The sequence below is a fragment of the Marilutibacter spongiae genome (genome assembly GCF_014145325.1).
In the GTDB taxonomy this organism is placed as follows: domain Bacteria; phylum Pseudomonadota; class Gammaproteobacteria; order Xanthomonadales; family Xanthomonadaceae; genus Marilutibacter; species Marilutibacter spongiae.
The window spans coordinates 65,173-79,595 of the sequence record NZ_JACHTF010000009.1 but is presented as its reverse complement, the minus strand read 5'-3'; the positions used below and the strand labels follow the sequence as shown (position 1 = coordinate 79,595).

14 protein-coding genes are annotated in these 14,423 nt (G+C 67.5%); 1 reads left to right on the top strand and 13 read right to left on the bottom strand.

Features of this window, described 5'->3' with window-relative positions; genetic code table 11:
• The 6 genes from H4F98_RS09605 to H4F98_RS09580 form a co-directional block, all read right to left on the bottom strand.
• Nucleotides 1-1,626: an ABC-F family ATP-binding cassette domain-containing protein gene (locus tag H4F98_RS09605; protein WP_182687137.1), complete on the bottom strand. Its 1,626-nt coding sequence runs from the start codon at nt 1,624-1,626 to the stop codon at nt 1-3.
• A gap of 462 nt (nt 1,627-2,088) precedes the next feature.
• Nucleotides 2,089-2,670: an SCO family protein gene (locus tag H4F98_RS09600; RefSeq protein WP_182687135.1), complete on the bottom strand. Its 582-nt coding sequence runs from the start codon at nt 2,668-2,670 to the stop codon at nt 2,089-2,091.
• Nucleotides 2,667-3,443, bottom strand: coding sequence for a formylglycine-generating enzyme family protein (locus H4F98_RS09595; protein WP_182687133.1), 777 nt, complete (start codon nt 3,441-3,443; stop codon nt 2,667-2,669). The genes H4F98_RS09600 and H4F98_RS09595 overlap by 4 nt, the downstream gene beginning before the upstream one ends.
• Nucleotide 3,444: 1 nt before the next feature.
• Nucleotides 3,445-4,968 carry a copper-containing nitrite reductase gene (gene nirK / locus H4F98_RS09590; RefSeq protein ID WP_246373058.1) on the bottom strand — a complete coding sequence of 508 codons (1,524 nt, stop codon included), beginning with the start codon at nt 4,966-4,968 and terminating at the stop codon, nt 3,445-3,447.
• A gap of 32 nt (nt 4,969-5,000) precedes the next feature.
• Nucleotides 5,001-5,150 carry a hypothetical protein gene (locus H4F98_RS09585; protein WP_182687131.1) on the bottom strand — a complete coding sequence of 50 codons (150 nt, stop codon included), beginning with the start codon at nt 5,148-5,150 and terminating at the stop codon, nt 5,001-5,003.
• A 245-nt stretch (nt 5,151-5,395) separates the two neighbouring features.
• Nucleotides 5,396-6,073: an alternative oxidase gene (locus tag H4F98_RS09580; protein ID WP_182687129.1), complete on the bottom strand. Its 678-nt coding sequence runs from the start codon at nt 6,071-6,073 to the stop codon at nt 5,396-5,398.
• A gap of 194 nt (nt 6,074-6,267) precedes the next feature.
• On the opposite strand from H4F98_RS09580, the gene H4F98_RS09575 reads away from it, so the two are divergent.
• Entirely contained in the window at nt 6,268-6,423 is a 156-nt protein-coding gene (locus H4F98_RS09575) for a hypothetical protein (protein WP_182687127.1), read from the top strand.
• An 11-nt stretch (nt 6,424-6,434) separates the two neighbouring features.
• On the opposite strand, the gene H4F98_RS09570 is transcribed toward H4F98_RS09575, so the two are convergent.
• The 7 genes from H4F98_RS09570 to hemN form a co-directional block, all read right to left on the bottom strand.
• A complete protein-coding gene (locus H4F98_RS09570) occupies nt 6,435-7,499 on the bottom strand; it encodes a PLP-dependent cysteine synthase family protein (protein ID WP_343064755.1) in 1,065 nt (354 codons plus the stop codon).
• Nucleotides 7,496-7,897, bottom strand: coding sequence for a SirB2 family protein (locus H4F98_RS16710; RefSeq protein ID WP_220479166.1), 402 nt, complete (start codon nt 7,895-7,897; stop codon nt 7,496-7,498). Before H4F98_RS16710 ends, H4F98_RS09570 begins: the two co-directional genes overlap by 4 nt.
• 7 nt (nt 7,898-7,904) lie before the next feature.
• Complete coding sequence (locus H4F98_RS09565) at nt 7,905-9,128, bottom strand: NnrS family protein (protein ID WP_343064754.1); 1,224 nt, start codon at nt 9,126-9,128, stop codon at nt 7,905-7,907.
• Nucleotides 9,121-9,357 (bottom strand): hypothetical protein, encoded by a 237-nt coding sequence (locus H4F98_RS09560; RefSeq protein ID WP_182687123.1) that lies wholly within the window; start codon nt 9,355-9,357, stop codon nt 9,121-9,123. Before H4F98_RS09560 ends, H4F98_RS09565 begins: the two co-directional genes overlap by 8 nt.
• Nucleotides 9,358-9,421: 64 nt before the next feature.
• Entirely contained in the window at nt 9,422-11,737 is a 2,316-nt protein-coding gene (locus H4F98_RS09555) for a nitric-oxide reductase large subunit (RefSeq protein WP_182687121.1), read from the bottom strand.
• A gap of 170 nt (nt 11,738-11,907) precedes the next feature.
• Nucleotides 11,908-12,660 carry a helix-turn-helix domain-containing protein gene (locus tag H4F98_RS09550; RefSeq protein WP_182687119.1) on the bottom strand — a complete coding sequence of 251 codons (753 nt, stop codon included), beginning with the start codon at nt 12,658-12,660 and terminating at the stop codon, nt 11,908-11,910.
• Between the two features lie 34 nt (nt 12,661-12,694).
• Entirely contained in the window at nt 12,695-14,095 is a 1,401-nt protein-coding gene (gene hemN / locus H4F98_RS09545) for an oxygen-independent coproporphyrinogen III oxidase (protein WP_182687117.1), read from the bottom strand.
• Between the last annotated feature and the right edge of the window lie 328 nt (nt 14,096-14,423).

The window sequence follows — 14,423 nt, the reverse complement described above, 5'->3', positions numbered from 1 at the left end:
CTAACGTCCCTCCTCGACCAGCCCCCCCGTCGTCAGCTGCATGCGTCGCATGGGATGGATGGCGGCCAGGAACCGCTCGTCGTGGCTGACCACGACCATCGCGCCCTCGTGGTTCTGCAGCAACTGCTCCAGTTGCAGGACGGCGTGCAGATCGAGGTTGTTCGTCGGCTCGTCCAGCAACAGCAGCTGGGGCGCCTCGTCCGCATGCAACACGCAGCCGAGCGTCGCGCGCAGGCGTTCGCCGCCGGACAAGGCGCCCGCGGGCAAGCGCATGCGGTCGCCACGGAACCCCAGCCGGGCCAGCACGTCCGCGCGTTCCTGCGACGACAGGCGCGGTGCCTTGCGCGCGAAGTTCTCGATCAGGGACAGTTCGGGCCGCAACTGGTCCAGGCGCTGGCTGAGGTAGGCCACCCGGGTCGTGCCGACGCGATGCTCGCCCGAGGCCGGCGTCGCCTCGCCCGCCAGGAGTCGCAACAAGGTGGTCTTGCCCACGCCGTTGTCCCCGGAAAGAGCGATCCGCTCCGGACCGCGAATCGCCAGGGTCACGCCGCGGTCGGCCCACAGGGGACCTTCCTCGCCCTGCGCCTGCAGCCGCTCGACGCTCAGCACGTGTTGCGTGGGCCCCACGTGGGTGGCAGGCAGGGCGAAGCGAGGCAGGACCGGCGAGGACGCCGCCTCCTCGGCCCGGCGCAAGGCATCGCGCACCTGCTCGACGCGATCGCCGTGCACGCCCGCGGCCCGGGCGGCGGACGCCTCGGCCCGACGTGCCAGCGTACCGGCGACGATCTTCGGCAAGCCCGCATCGGGGGCCTTGCGCGCGGCATTGGACGCGCGCCGCTCCGCGCGCTCGCGGGCCTGCTGCATCTCGCGCTTCTCGCGTCGCACTTCCTGGCGCAGGTGCTGCACCTGTTGATCCGCCGCCGCCTGCTCGCGCTCGGTGACGGCGCGATAGGCGCTGTAGCCGCCCCCGACCATGCGAAGGCGCGCGGGCTGCAGTTCCGCGATCGCCTCCATGCCATCCAGCAACTCGCGATCATGGCTGGCCACGACCAGGCAGCCGCGGAAGGCCTCGATCGCGGTCCGCAAGCGCTGGCGCGCGGCTCGGTCGAGGTGATTGCTGGGCTCGTCCAGCAGTAGGACATCGGGCCTGCGCAGCAGCTGCGCGGCCAGCCTCAAGGCCATGGCCTCGCCACCGCTGAAGCGCGCCACCGCACACTCCAGCGGGACGTCGTGCAGGCCAAAGGCCGCCAACTGCGCGGCGATGCGCTCGCGCAGGTCCCAGTGGCCATCCGCACGCTCCAGCTGCAGCGGATCGGCAGACCCCGCGAGTACCGCGTCCACCGCCTGCAGCGCCCCGGCGACCCCCAGCAGATCGGCGACCGTCGCCTCGGCAGCCCCGCTCCAACGCTGCGGCAGATAGCCCAACCGGCCAGCGACCTCGACCGTACCGGACCGCGGCACAAGCTCGCCCGCGACCAGGCGCAGCAAGGTCGTCTTGCCGGCCCCATTGGGTGCCACCAGACCGACCCGCGACGGACCGAGGGCGAACGAAAGATCGGCCAGGACGGGCGTGCCGTCGGGCCATGAAAACGAAAGATGGGAGACGCGGATGCGCGCACCGGACATGGGTTCCTCCTGTGTCGCCGAAGCATGGCGAACAACGGTCAAGACACCCGGCAACACCGGGCGGCTCATGCATTCAGGGGAACAGGGCGATCACACGTCGCGTGGACTCCGGGGGCACTGCAAGGGCGGATATTGTGGCAGCACGGAGGGCAAGTGGGATGAACGTTGGGCATTGGGTCGAAATACCTGCCGGTCGTCTGACTCTTTCTGAGAAAATGAAACTGACCCTTCTTTTTCGAAGCCCGCGTGAGAGGTTTCTCTTCCGATGGGTGCGATGAAAGCTCCGCGGTCTCACCAGCGCTACACCGCTCTCCCGACCGAAACGAAACACCGGGACCCGGGAGGAGCACCCACATGGTGAGCGGGGTGCCAATGTCTGCTTCCGACCCGAAGCGGTCGTTGAGACGGATGGGCTCCGTCCGAATTGCCCCATCACGATGCAAGGGAACTAGGCCGGCACGCTCAGCGTGAAGTCACTTCGCGAACTGCCGCCACGAATTCCGGGTCCGGCTTGCTGCCGATGGTTTCGGTACGCGCGATGATGCGACCTTCCGCATCCAGAAGGATGAGTGCGCTGGTGTGGTTGAACTCGCCGTCCGCCAGCAAACGATAGCGGATGCCGAGCACCCCGGCGACCTTGCGCACATCGTCCTTGCGCGGGCTGGCCAATGTCCAGCGCGCGGCATCCAGCTTGCGTTTGGTGGCTACTGCCGACAGCGCCGCCGGACCATCGCGAGCGGGATCCATGCTGATTAGCAGCACGCCCAGCCTGGCCTGTTGCGCCGGCGTGAGCTGGCGTTCCACCGCCTTGCCGGATTCCACGATCAGCGGGCAGATGTACTGGCAGGACGTGTAGAACATCGAGACCAGCCGCACCTGGCCGCGCAGGCTGCGCCAGTCGACAGTGCGGGCGTCCTGCGTAGTCAGCGGCAACGCCAGCTGGTAGACAGAATCACCGGGGAGGGGCCTTGCCTTCGGTGGCTGCGCGATGGCAAGCGCGCTGCAGGCGAGTGCGGCGAGCAGGAACAGGGATCGCAGGCTCATGGTGCGCTCCTTGCACAGCGGAAGCCCATGTTCGCGGTGGCATCGCTGGCCTGCAGCGACGACAGCATCGCCACCCGCATCAGCACCGCGTAGTTCTCGCGGTCATCCATCGACAGGGCGCCCGCGCCACAGAATCTGGCCGTTTCCGGGTCACCCTGTTTGCGGTTGTCGGCATCGACCAGCATCGAGGCATGGTCGTCGGTCCATTCCCATACCAGACCGTGCAGGTCGTGCACGCCATAGGCATTGGCGGCCTGCAGGCCCGCGCGTGGCAACCCTTCATTCGACGGGCGCGAATACCAGGTCAGGATGCGTTCGCGCCAGGCCGGGTCCTTGCGGGCGTCGGTGCGGGTTTCGTCGGCTGCGGCGGCGTATTCCCATTCGTTCCAGCGCGGCAGGCGTGCGCCCAGAGATTCGCAGTAGGCGCTGGCCGCGAACCAGCTCACCCACACCACCGGCTGGCCCGGTTGTGCGTTCTTGCCAAGCCCGGTCGGTGATGCCCAATGCGACAGATAGCGTGGTTCGGCGAATACCTTGGGCACCTTGTCACGTTGCCACTGCGGGTGGCGCTTTAAGAAGGCGAGGAACTCCGCATTGGTGACCGGCTTGCGCATCATTGCGAAGGGTTCGACCTTCACGCCACCCTTCGCGTCCTCGTAGCGCAGCGCCGACTGGAAGGTGCCACCGGGCAGTCCCGCGTAGCGTGCCGGACGATCACCGGCCAGGCCCGCGATCGGCAATGCCACCAGCAGGATGGCGGCGAGCGAGCGCATGTTAGTGGCCCTCGGAGGCGTTGCCAGGCTTCTGCTGGCGGATGGCGGCCGCCTCGGCCTTGGTCACGCGCCCACCCGGATTGCCCCAGCTGTTGAGCACGTAGGTCGAGATGTTGGCGACTTCGTCGTCGGTCAGCTGGCTCATCGGCGGCATGTTGGAGTTGTAGTCCTGGCCGTTGACCTTCACCGGGCCGACCAGGCCGTGCAGGATCACCGATGGCACGCGCTTGGGATCGGCGGCGATGTAGTCGGACTTCGCCAGCGGCGGGAATACGCCAGGCATGCCCTGGCCTTCGGCCTGGTGGCAGGTCGAGCAGGTACCTGCGAACAGCGCCTTGCCCGCGGCGACCTGCTGCTCCACGGTCAGGTCGCCGGTGCTGGCCGCGGCCGCCGCGGTACTGACCGCCTTCATGTTGGGCTGGCCACGGTCGCCCAGGTAGACGTAGTCGACCTCCTTGCCGGAATAGATGGTCTTGTCTTCCGGCCCCTCGGCCTTGAGGATGGCCAGCGCGCCCTTGTTGAAGGCGCGGAAGATCGAGTGGTCGACCAGCACGTAGCTGCCGGGCACTTCCAGGTGAAAGTCCATGATCGCGGCGCCGCCGGCGGGGATCATCGTGGTCTGCACGTTCTCCTGGAAGCGGGTGCCGCCCTCGAACCAGACCTTGTCGAAGATCTCGCCGATCACATGGAAGCTCGACACCAGGTTCGGGCCGCCGTTGCCCACGAACAGGCGCACGTTCTGGCCGACGTTTGCGGTCAGCGCCTGGTCGCCTGTCAGCGCGCCTTCGCGGCCGTTGAACAGCACGTAGGTCGGGTTCTCGTCGATTGCCCGTTCCATGTCGAAGGGCGCATGGCCCTTCTCGCGATACTTGGTGGTCGTGTAGAAGTCGCCCTGCATCACGTAGTACTCCTTGTCGACCGGGGGCAGGCCCTCCGGCGGTTCGACCAGGATCAGGCCGTACATGCCGTTGGCGATGTGCATGCCTACCGGCGCGGTGGCGCAGTGGTAGACGTACAGGCCGGCATTGAGCGCCTTGAAGGTGAACTGCGAGCTGTGCCCGGGCGCGGTGAACGTTGCCGAGGCGCCGCCACCGGGGCCGGTGACCCCGTGCAGATCGATGTTGTGCGGCATCTTCGACTCCGGCAGGTTGCGCAGGTGGAATTCCACCGTGTCGCCCTGGCGCACGCGGATGAAGCTGCCCGGCACGGTGCCGCCGAAGGTCCAGAAGGTGTAGGTCACGCCCTCGGAGATCGGCATGTCCTTCTCGACCACGTCGAGCTTGACGATCACCTTGGCCGGTGCGGTACGCCCGGTCGGCGGCGGCACGTTCGGCGGCGCGGTCAGCACAGCGTCGATAGGGGTGCCCTGCGGCGGGCCGAAGTCGCCCTTCGCGGAGCCGCCGGAATCGGCGGATGCGGCCGGCGCATCGGTGGACTTTGCTTCATCGCGGCTGCATCCCGCGACGGTCAGGGAAGCCAGCACTGCGGCCAGCAGCAACGAGCAGGTGGGCAGCATGGTGCGCATCTCCGACTCCTTGTGGCGAGGATCAGAAGCGATCAGAAGGGAACATACATCGAGGCCCTGGGCGCGGCCGGGACGTCCTGCGCATCGGGCATTCCGGCATTGGCGATGAAGGTGGCGGCGATGATGCCGAACACGACCGCGAGTGGGACCCAGATCACCTTGTGGGTGGCAGAGGTTTTCATCTTTTCGCTTCCTGGCATGCGTGGAGGATTCCAGCGCATGCAGTGTGCGTCCTTGCATGCAAGTCCAACCTGATCTGCGTCAAGTGGTCGTGAAGCGTGCGCCCCGCGGCTCTGCGGCCTTGATCCATGTCAAGCACAGCTGGCGGGCGTTCCCTGCAGCGCTGTGTGCGGCGGCCGCGCGGAGCGCGCACAAGAAAACGGCGGGCCCCGCAGGACCCGCCGCGCGGACGACGGTCGAGTTCCAGTCAACCGGCGAGCGACGCCGGCACTCCCCGTGCCGGGCGCAATTCGTCCGCAAAGCCATGGTTGACGTCGCGATGGCCGGCCTCGTCGGCACGTACCGCCAGCACCACCTCGCGCAGGCGCGCATCGGCCGGCAGCTGCCAATAGTCGATGGCGATCCTCGGTGCCGGCACGTTCTCGACGCGGCCGGCGTCGATCTCCTGCAGGTACTGGGTGTAGCTGACCACGGCCTGTTCCTCGAAGTAACCGACCAGGCGATGCGCGGTACGCGCCGAGGCGATGTAGAGCAGCAGGAAGAAGGTGAAGAACGCCGCCTGCGCGACCAGTACCAGCGCGCGTTCCAGCCAGCTGGGGCGGGCGATCTCGACGAAGGTCATCAGATGCATGCGCTCGTTCTCGGCCTCCTCCATCAGCGCATGGATCCAGCCGCGGTCGTGTTTCATCCAGCGCAGGCAGCGCAGGTGGATCAGCGCGGCGCCCACCAGCCCGGGCACGGCGGCCACGGTTTCCAGCACGATCGCGCGGTTGCCGTAGCGCTTGGCGAAGAAGGTGTCGGCCAGGAAGCGCAGGCTACGGGTGATACCGTAGGCAAGGCGGTCCGACCAGTCGCCGGTGGCGTGGTGGGTATCCAGGTCGATGTCGGCCGGGGTCTGGACGGTGGGGGTGATCAGGGCGTTCATGGGGAATCCTTCGCTTGGGGAGTTCGCGTGGACCGTGCGGTCCGGATGCGGGACATGCTCCGCCCGCAGGCAAATCCGCGCCTTGACCTGGATCAGGTCCGCCGCATGCGGGATGCCTGGCGCTTGACCGGGATCAGGGCGGGCCGCCATCGATCGCCGCAAGCTGCGAGCCAGATCCCGCAGGAGTCGAAGACATGGACCCGATGCATGCCGAACTGGGCGAACTGGAGTGCTGCCCGCAGTGCGCCGGCAGGCTGGCGGAAGTGCTGGATGCCGCAGGCATGGAGGATCGGGCGCCCGCGGCCCATCGACGCGAGGACGACCTCGATGCGGATTGCGACCGCCTTTGATCCGCGGCGGGTCAGGCGGCCTGCAGGCGCGTCAGCAGCGCATCGCCTCCGGGCCCCGGATCGAACCGGTGCGCGGCCAGCCATTCGCGGTCGAACAGGGTCTGCGCATAGCGTTCGCCGCGGTCGCAGAGCAGGGTGACGATGCTGCCGACTTGGCCGTCGTTGCGCATTGCTGCCGCCAGCTGCACGCAGACCGCCAGGTTGGTGCCGGAGGAACCGCCATAGCGCCGCCCGAGCAGGCGCTCCAGCAGCCACATCGCGGCGACCGAATCGGTGTCTTCCACCTCGATCACCTCGTCGACGACCTCGAACAGGAAACCCGGTTCCACCCGCGCACGACCGATGCCCTCGACCACGGTCGGCCGGCTGGCGACGGCGGTGCGGTCGTCGCTGTGCCAGCCCTTCGCGAAGGCGCCGCCGGCGGGTTCCGCCACGCAGAGGCGGGTGGCGAGTCCACGATAGCGCAGGTAGCGGCCGATGGTGGCCGAGGTGCCGCCGGTGCCGGCGCCGCACACGATCCAGGCCGGTTGCGGATGCGGTTCGCGCGCCATTTGGTCGATGATGGATTCGGCGATGTTGTTGTTGCCGCGCCAGTCGGTGGCGCGTTCCGCAAGTCCGAACTGGTCCAGGAAGCAGGCGCCGCCCGCGGCGATGGCGCGGGCACGCACTTGCGTGTCCATGCCGGGTGGGGTGAGTTCGCAATGGCCGCCCAGCGCCTGCACTGCCTGGATCTTGGCCGGCGCGGTGCTGGCCGGCATCACCGCCACGAACGGCAGACCGAGCAGGCGCGCGAACCAGGCCTCGGAAATCGCGGTGCTGCCGGACGATGCATCGACCACGGTCTGACCTTCGTGCAGGCGCCCGTTGCACAGCGCGTACAGGAACAGCGAGCGCGCCAGCCGATGCTTGAGGCTTCCGGTCGGATGTGCGGCCTCGTCCTTGAAGTAGAAGTCGATGCCGGCAAACGCCGGGAAGCGCATGTGCAGCAGGTGGGTGTCGGCGGAGCGCGCCGCCTCCCGATGCAGGGCACCGATCGCGCCCGCGCTCCAGGCCCGCGATGCCCGTGCGGCGCTCACCCCAGCCACCGCAGCAGCCAGCCCAGCGGATGGTGCGCGCGGGCGATGCCGTAGATCGCCGCGAACACCAGCAGGGCAAGCGCATAGAAGACCGCCCGCGTACGGCGGGTCCGCCCGGGCCGCATCGCGTACACGCCCAGCACCACGTACACCGCCACCAGCGCCAGCTTCGCCAGCAGCCAGCCATTGGCGAACATCGCCCATGGCAGGATGGTGAGCAGCATCAACGCGGCGGTCAGCAGCGCGGTATCCACCGCGTAGCTCAACCACTTCACCGGCAATGCCTGCGGCCACTTCGCTCCTGCCAGCGCGAACGCGCCGCGCAGCGCAAAGATGGAACCGCTCAGCAGTGCGACGAAGATGTGGAACTGCTTGATCTGCGGATAGAACTCGATCATAGCGCGCTCATCCCGGCTTGCCGTCGATGCGAGGCGTTAGGTAGATGCGCCCGATCCTGGCCACCCAGGGTGCGAGTGCGACCAGCCAGCCGAGTGCCGCCAGCGCCTGCCAGGCCGGCCCGTCGGGCAGCACCTCGGCGAACAGCCGCATCAATGCCACCACCTGGATGGCGACGAACGCGAACCAGGCCGCCTTCGGCATGTCCAGCTTCCTGCCCGAATGGCCCTGGGTGACGCGCGTCACCATCGCCACCAGCACGCTGCCGAAGAAACCGACAAACAGCGCATGCGCCGGCGCGCGCCCCAGCGCAAAGGTCCCGGTCAGTTCATAGAGGATGCTCTGGAACGCATACAGGGCGATCGCCAGCGGCAGCCAGGCCAGGCCGATGAACAGCACCAGCAGGATCCCGGGCGTGCTGCCACGCGGCCACCACTTCCACAGCGTGAGTAGCAGCAACGCCAGCAATGGAAGATCCGCCAGCCAGAGCGAGCCATAGGCATGCGCCAGTTCCAGTCCCAGGTGCGCCAGCGAAAGCGCGAACACCGCGGCGAGCAGCCACAGCGGCCGCCACGCCACGTAGCCCGGCACCACGTTGCCGGCGAAGAACGGGAACATCCGGTGCGCCACCGCGAAGTACACCGGCAACAGCAGGCCGAAGGTGCCCAGCTTGATGCTGGCGAAGGCGAAGCGCGCATCCAGTCCGTGCAGGAAGCCGCCCCACGCGGCCAGCCCGATCACACCGACGACCAACCCCGCGAAGCAGGCGCGCGCATGCCAGGTGGTGCCGCGCTCGCGTAGCAGCATCGGGCCCAGGGTGGCGACGCCGGCGAGCCAGCCGGCCAGGGTCATCCAGTAGCCGACGATCATGCCGGCCTCGAAGCCGAAGGCGCCCGCAAGCGTGGCCAGCTGGCCACCGAACAGGCCGGCGCCGACCGGCAGGTAACGCTTGCGCGCGAGATCCGGCAAGCCCATCCAGCGCGGAAACACGGTGAGCAGGAAGCCGAAGATGAAGCTCGGCAGCATCTGGTACTGCATCACGAAGGCATGCAGCCAGCCGGCCCAGGGATGCGGCTGGCGCAGGCCGAACAGTTGCCAGCGCGCATCGGCCAGCCACATCGCCCACCACGTCATCGCCAGCAGCAGGTTGGTCGCGCCGATGAAGAACATCAGCCGGTGCGGCGCCTGCGCGAGCAGCCGCGGCGACAGTGCGTCCGCGGGTCGTTCAGCCACCACAGCCTCCGCAGCATTCCGAGGGCAGCTGGAACAGGACGCCGGCGTCCGCCTGCATGCCGATGCCAGTCAGGCAGGCCCGCAGTTCCGAATGGGTGGCGGCGGTGGCGATACGGATCGCATGCCCGGCAGGATCGCGGTCGCAGAACGCAGCCGGATCGATCTCGACCAGAGCGTGGGCGATCCGTGCGAGGTCATGATCGTCGCGCGTGCGCAGGATGAATTGCATGGAATCGGTTCCTTGTTGATGGGGCTGCACGACCCGGAACGTCCCGGGTCGTGCGCCTTCACCGTCAGCGTCCGCTCTCGGTTTCGCCTTCCAGCACGGGATCGCGCCTGGGTGCGATCCACAACCGCAGCATGAACCAGGCCAGGGTCACCGCACCCACGCTGAAGATGGTGTCACCGGGGACGCGCATCCAGACCAGCATGTCGACGATGGGCTGCTGCATGAACTCGGCCGAACGGGCGTACCAGTAGCCGTGTTCGATCGCTGCCAGCAGCTGCATGGTGCCCAGCGGCAGCAGGGTCAGCAGGGCCATCAGCGCCAGGCCGATGTTGAGGCACCAGAACGCAATCTTCAGTGCCCGCACATCCCACTGGAACTGGCCACGCAGGCCGCGCATGCAGAACAGCACCAGCGCGATCCCGAGCATGCCGTACACGCCGAACAGTGCGGTGTGGCCGTGCAGCGGGGTCAGGTTGAGGCCCTGCATGAAGTACAGCGACAGCGGCGGGTTGATCAGGAAGCCGAACAGGCCGGCACCCACCAGGTTCCAGAACGAGACCGAGATGAAGAACAGGATCGGCCAGCGATAGCGGGTCATCCACGGCGTGGCCTTGCCCAGCTTGTAGGTGTGGTAGGCCTCGAAGCCGATGTAGGCCAGCGGCACCACTTCCAGCGCACTGAAGCTCGCTCCCAGCGCCACTACTGCGGTCGGCGTGCCGACGAAGTACAGATGGTGCAAGGTGCCCAGCACGCCACCGGCCATGAAGATGATGGTCGCGAACAGCACGGCCACCGATGCCACCGAACCCTTGATCAGCCCGAGCCTGGTGAAGATCAGTGCCATCACCGCGGTGGCGAACACTTCGAAGAAGCCTTCCACCCACAGGTGCACCAGCCACCAGCGCCAGTACTCGACTTCGGAAATATGGGTGTGCTCGCCCCACATCAGCGCCGAGGCGAAGAACAGCCCGATGCAGACGGTGGACAGGAACAGCAGGCCCACGATCGCCTTGGTCTCGGTCTGCGGGCCACGCAGCACCGGCCACAGCGCACGCCCCACCAGGGTCAGCCACAACAGCAGGCCGATGAACAGGAACCACTGCCAGAAGCGGCCCATGTCCGCGTATTCCCAGCCCTGGTGACCCCACCAGAAGTTGTGCTCCAGGCCCAGCTTCTGCATGACCGCCAGCCACTGGCCCGCGAACGAACCCACCACGATCAGCAACAGGCAGACGAACAGGACGTTCACCCCCAGTCGCTGGAACCTGGGCTCATGCCCTGACATGGCCGGTGCGATGTACAGGCCGGTCCCCAGCCAGGCCACCGCGATCCACAACACCGCAAGCTGGGTATGCCAGGTGCGGGTGATCGAGTAGGGCAACACTTCCGACAGCGCGAAGCCGTAGGCTTCCTGGCCTTCGACCTGGTAGTGCGCGGTGATCGCGCCCAGCAGGATCTGCACCAGAAACAGCGCCAGCACCACCCAGAAGTACTTGGCGGTGGCGCGCATCGATGGCGTCACCTTGAGGTTGGCCAGCGGGTCGCTCTTCGGCAACACCGGCGATTCGTCGTGCTGGCGCGCATGGTGCCAGCCCAGCAGGGCGATACCGGCGATCAGGAACAGCACGCTGAAGGCCGACCACACCCACATCGACGGCGGCGGCGTGTTGTCGATCAACGGTTCGCTGGGCCAGTTGTTGGTGTAGGTCACCTGCTTGGCCACCACGCCGCTGCGATCCGGCGCCAGGGTTTCCCCCGCGACAGGACGCTCGGTGCCGGCCGCCCAAGCGGTCCACCAGAAGAACGCGGTCAGTGCCCTCCGATGCGTGGCATCCGGCACCGTGTTGTTCTTCATCGCGTAGCCTTCGCGCAGCTCCGCGGTGGTGGGATCGTTGCCGAACAGGCTCTCGTAATGCGCCGCCACGTTCGACACCGCGGCCACCCGGTCACGCGACAGGGTGATCGTGCCGGTCGAGGCATCGTACGTATTGCGGCGCATTTCCGCCTTCAGGCGTCCGCGCAACGCGGCCTGCTGCTCTTCCGGGAGTTGCGCGTAGGTGGCCATGCCACCGTCGGCCCGTGCCCACAGGTCCAGCATCTGCACCGCTTCGCGATGCAACCAGTCGGCGCTCCAGTCGGGGGCGACATAGCCGCCGTGGCCCCAGATCGAGCCCAGCTGCATTCCACCCATGGATTGCCAGACCTGGCGTCCGCGTTCGATATCGGCGCGGGTATAGACCACCCGTCCGCTGTCATCGACGACCTGTTCCGGGATCGGGGGTGCAGCGCGGAAAATCTCGCCCCCGGCCCACAACAGGACGCCGAATGAAACGACCAGCAGGGCGGTCAAGCCCAGCCATAACTTGCGTGTCGTACTCATCAGCATGCGCTCCCATTGGATGGCGAAATGGTCGGCTCCCGCGCATGGGGGCGCCTTGATGCAGGTCAAGCAGCTGAATGGACCTTAGTCGGGACAAGTTCGGATCATGTGAAGACGGCATGAAACGGCCCGGCCACAGGCCAGTCCGTGATCACCGTCATGAATGCGCGTCAGTCGCGCAGGATGGGGGCAGCCAGCGCTTCCAGCCTGTCCGGTTGCAGCAGTTCCAGCTCGCGCCGTTCGACGCTGAGGATGCCGTCCTCCTGGAGCCGTCGCAGTACCCGGCTGACGGTCTCAGGGGCCAGCCGCAGGTAGTTGGCGATGTCGGTGCGCGGCATGGTCAGCTGGAACCGGGTCGCGGAGAACCCGCGCGCAGCCAGCCGGCGCGAGATGCCGACCAGGAACGCGGCCATCCGCTGGTCCGCCGACCAGTCGCCGGCCAGCAGGGCGGCGCGGCCGATGTCGCGGCTGAGCAGGCGGAACAACTGGCGCTGCAGTCCCGGCAGGCGGGCCGCCAACACCGAGATCTTCGGGAACGAGAACCGGCACAGCATCACCGTGTCCAGTGCGATGGCGTTGCAGGGATAGCGGTCGCCGTCGATCGCGTTCAGGCCGATCACCTCGCCGGGCAGGTGGAAGCCGTGCACGTGCTCGTGGCCATCGCGGTCCACCACATAGGTCTTGACCGTGCCGGCGCGCACCGCGGCGATCGCCTCGAACGGGTCGCCTTCGCGGAAGATGTGATCCCCGGCGCGGAACGGGCCCACGTGCTCGACCAGCACGTGCAGTTCGCCCAGCGCGGCCTTGTCCATGCCCTGGTCCAGGCAGGCCTGCGAGAACGCGCAAGTGGAGCAGAAGCGCAGCTCATTGCCGTCGTCGGCGAGGACGCGCGTGTCCAGGCGCGGGAACGCCACGTCGCTCATGGTCGGCTCCGCGGCGGTGAGGCCTGCGACGTCGTCAGATCGCACGCGAAAAGCGCGGTGCGGATGGCTCTGCGGTCGGGGCGAGGTAGCGATCGAAGCACATCGCGATGTTACGCAACAGCAGCCGCCCGCGCGAGCTTGCGACGATGCGGTCGGATTCGATCCTGACCAGGCCGTCATCGGCCAGCGGTCGCAGGCGTGCCAGCGCCTCCGCGAAGTAGTCAGCGAACACGACTGCATGCCGGCGCTCCAGCGCGCGCACCGGGATCTCGGCGCTGCACATCAACGCCTGGATCAGGTCCGCCCGCAGCACGTCGTCCGCATCCATCCGCATGCCGCGGAACACCGGCAGGCGGCCCTCGTCCAGCGCCGCCTGCCAGGACGGCAGGTCGCGCGGGTTCTGGCTGAAGCTGTCGCCGATGTGGCTGATCGCGGAAACGCCCAGGCCCAGCAGGTCGCTTTCGGCATGGGTGGTGTAGCCCATGAAGTTGCGGTGCAGGCTGCCGCGTGCCTGGGCCAGCGCCAGTTCGTCGTCGGGCAGGGCGAAGTGGTCCATGCCGATGTAGAGGCAGCCGGCGGCAGTCAGGCGTTCGATCGCCAGTTGCAGCAGGGCGAGTCGCATGTCCGGGCTGGGCAGCAGGCTGGCGTCCAGCTGCTTCTGCGGCTTGAACAGGTGCGGCATGTGCGCGTAGCCGTACACCGCGACCCGGTCGGGCCGCATGTCGGCGACGATGTCGAGGGTGCGCGCGAAGCCGGCAGGATTCTGGTTCGGCAGGCCGTAGATCAGGTCGACGTTGACCGAGCGGAACCCGCCGGCGCGGCATGCGTCGACCACCGTGCGGGTCTGTTCGACCGACTGGATGCGGTTGACCGCGCGCTGCACGTCCGGATCGAAATCCTGCACGCCGAAGCTGGCGCGATTGAAGCCGATGCTGCCCAGCGCCGTGATGTCGTCCGCATCCACGAAGCGCGGGTCGAGTTCGATCGAGATGTCGCGGTCGGCGGCGTCGGAGAAGCGGAAATGGCCGCGCAGCGTGTCCACGACTTCGCCCAGTTGCGCCGGCGACAGGAAATTGGGGGTGCCGCCGCCGAAGTGGAGCTGGATCACCTCCCGGTCGCGGTCGAACAACGGCGCCGCCAGCGCGATCTCACGGTACAGCCGCGCGAGATAGGCATCGCCACGGGCCTTGTCGCGGGTGATGATGCGGTTGCAGCCACAGTAGAAGCAGGGGCTTTCGCAGAACGGTACATGCACGTACAGCGAAAGCCGGCGCGGAATCGGATCGCCGTTGCTTGCCGCGGCCACCTCACGTAGCTCGCGCTCGCCGAAGCCGGTGTGGAACTGCGGCGCGGTCGGGTACGAGGTATAGCGAGGGCCCGGCTGGTCGTAACGACGCAGCAGCTCGGCATCGAAGGCGATGGATTGCGGCTCCATGCCGCGCACACTAGGGCGGTACTCCCCTAGGCGCCTTGACTTGAGTCAATCCCTGACACAAGTGGTGTTCTGGCGGATGGATCCAAAGAAGCGAGCCGATTCAGCTTGCCTGAACACTTGTGGCGTTAAGGCGGTAGCCGACCCAGAGTGGACGTCGACACAAACTGAATCGTTGGAAAGGTCGGATCCCCACTGTCCCAGGGGCGCAAGCCATGCGAGAGGGTTCAGCTCGCTCCGCAAGCGCAGGCTTCCCGAACAGCCCGGTCACAACTGACTCTCGACCAGAGGGGTTCTACCCCGAGAGGGTGTGCGCACCAATCGGTCCCAG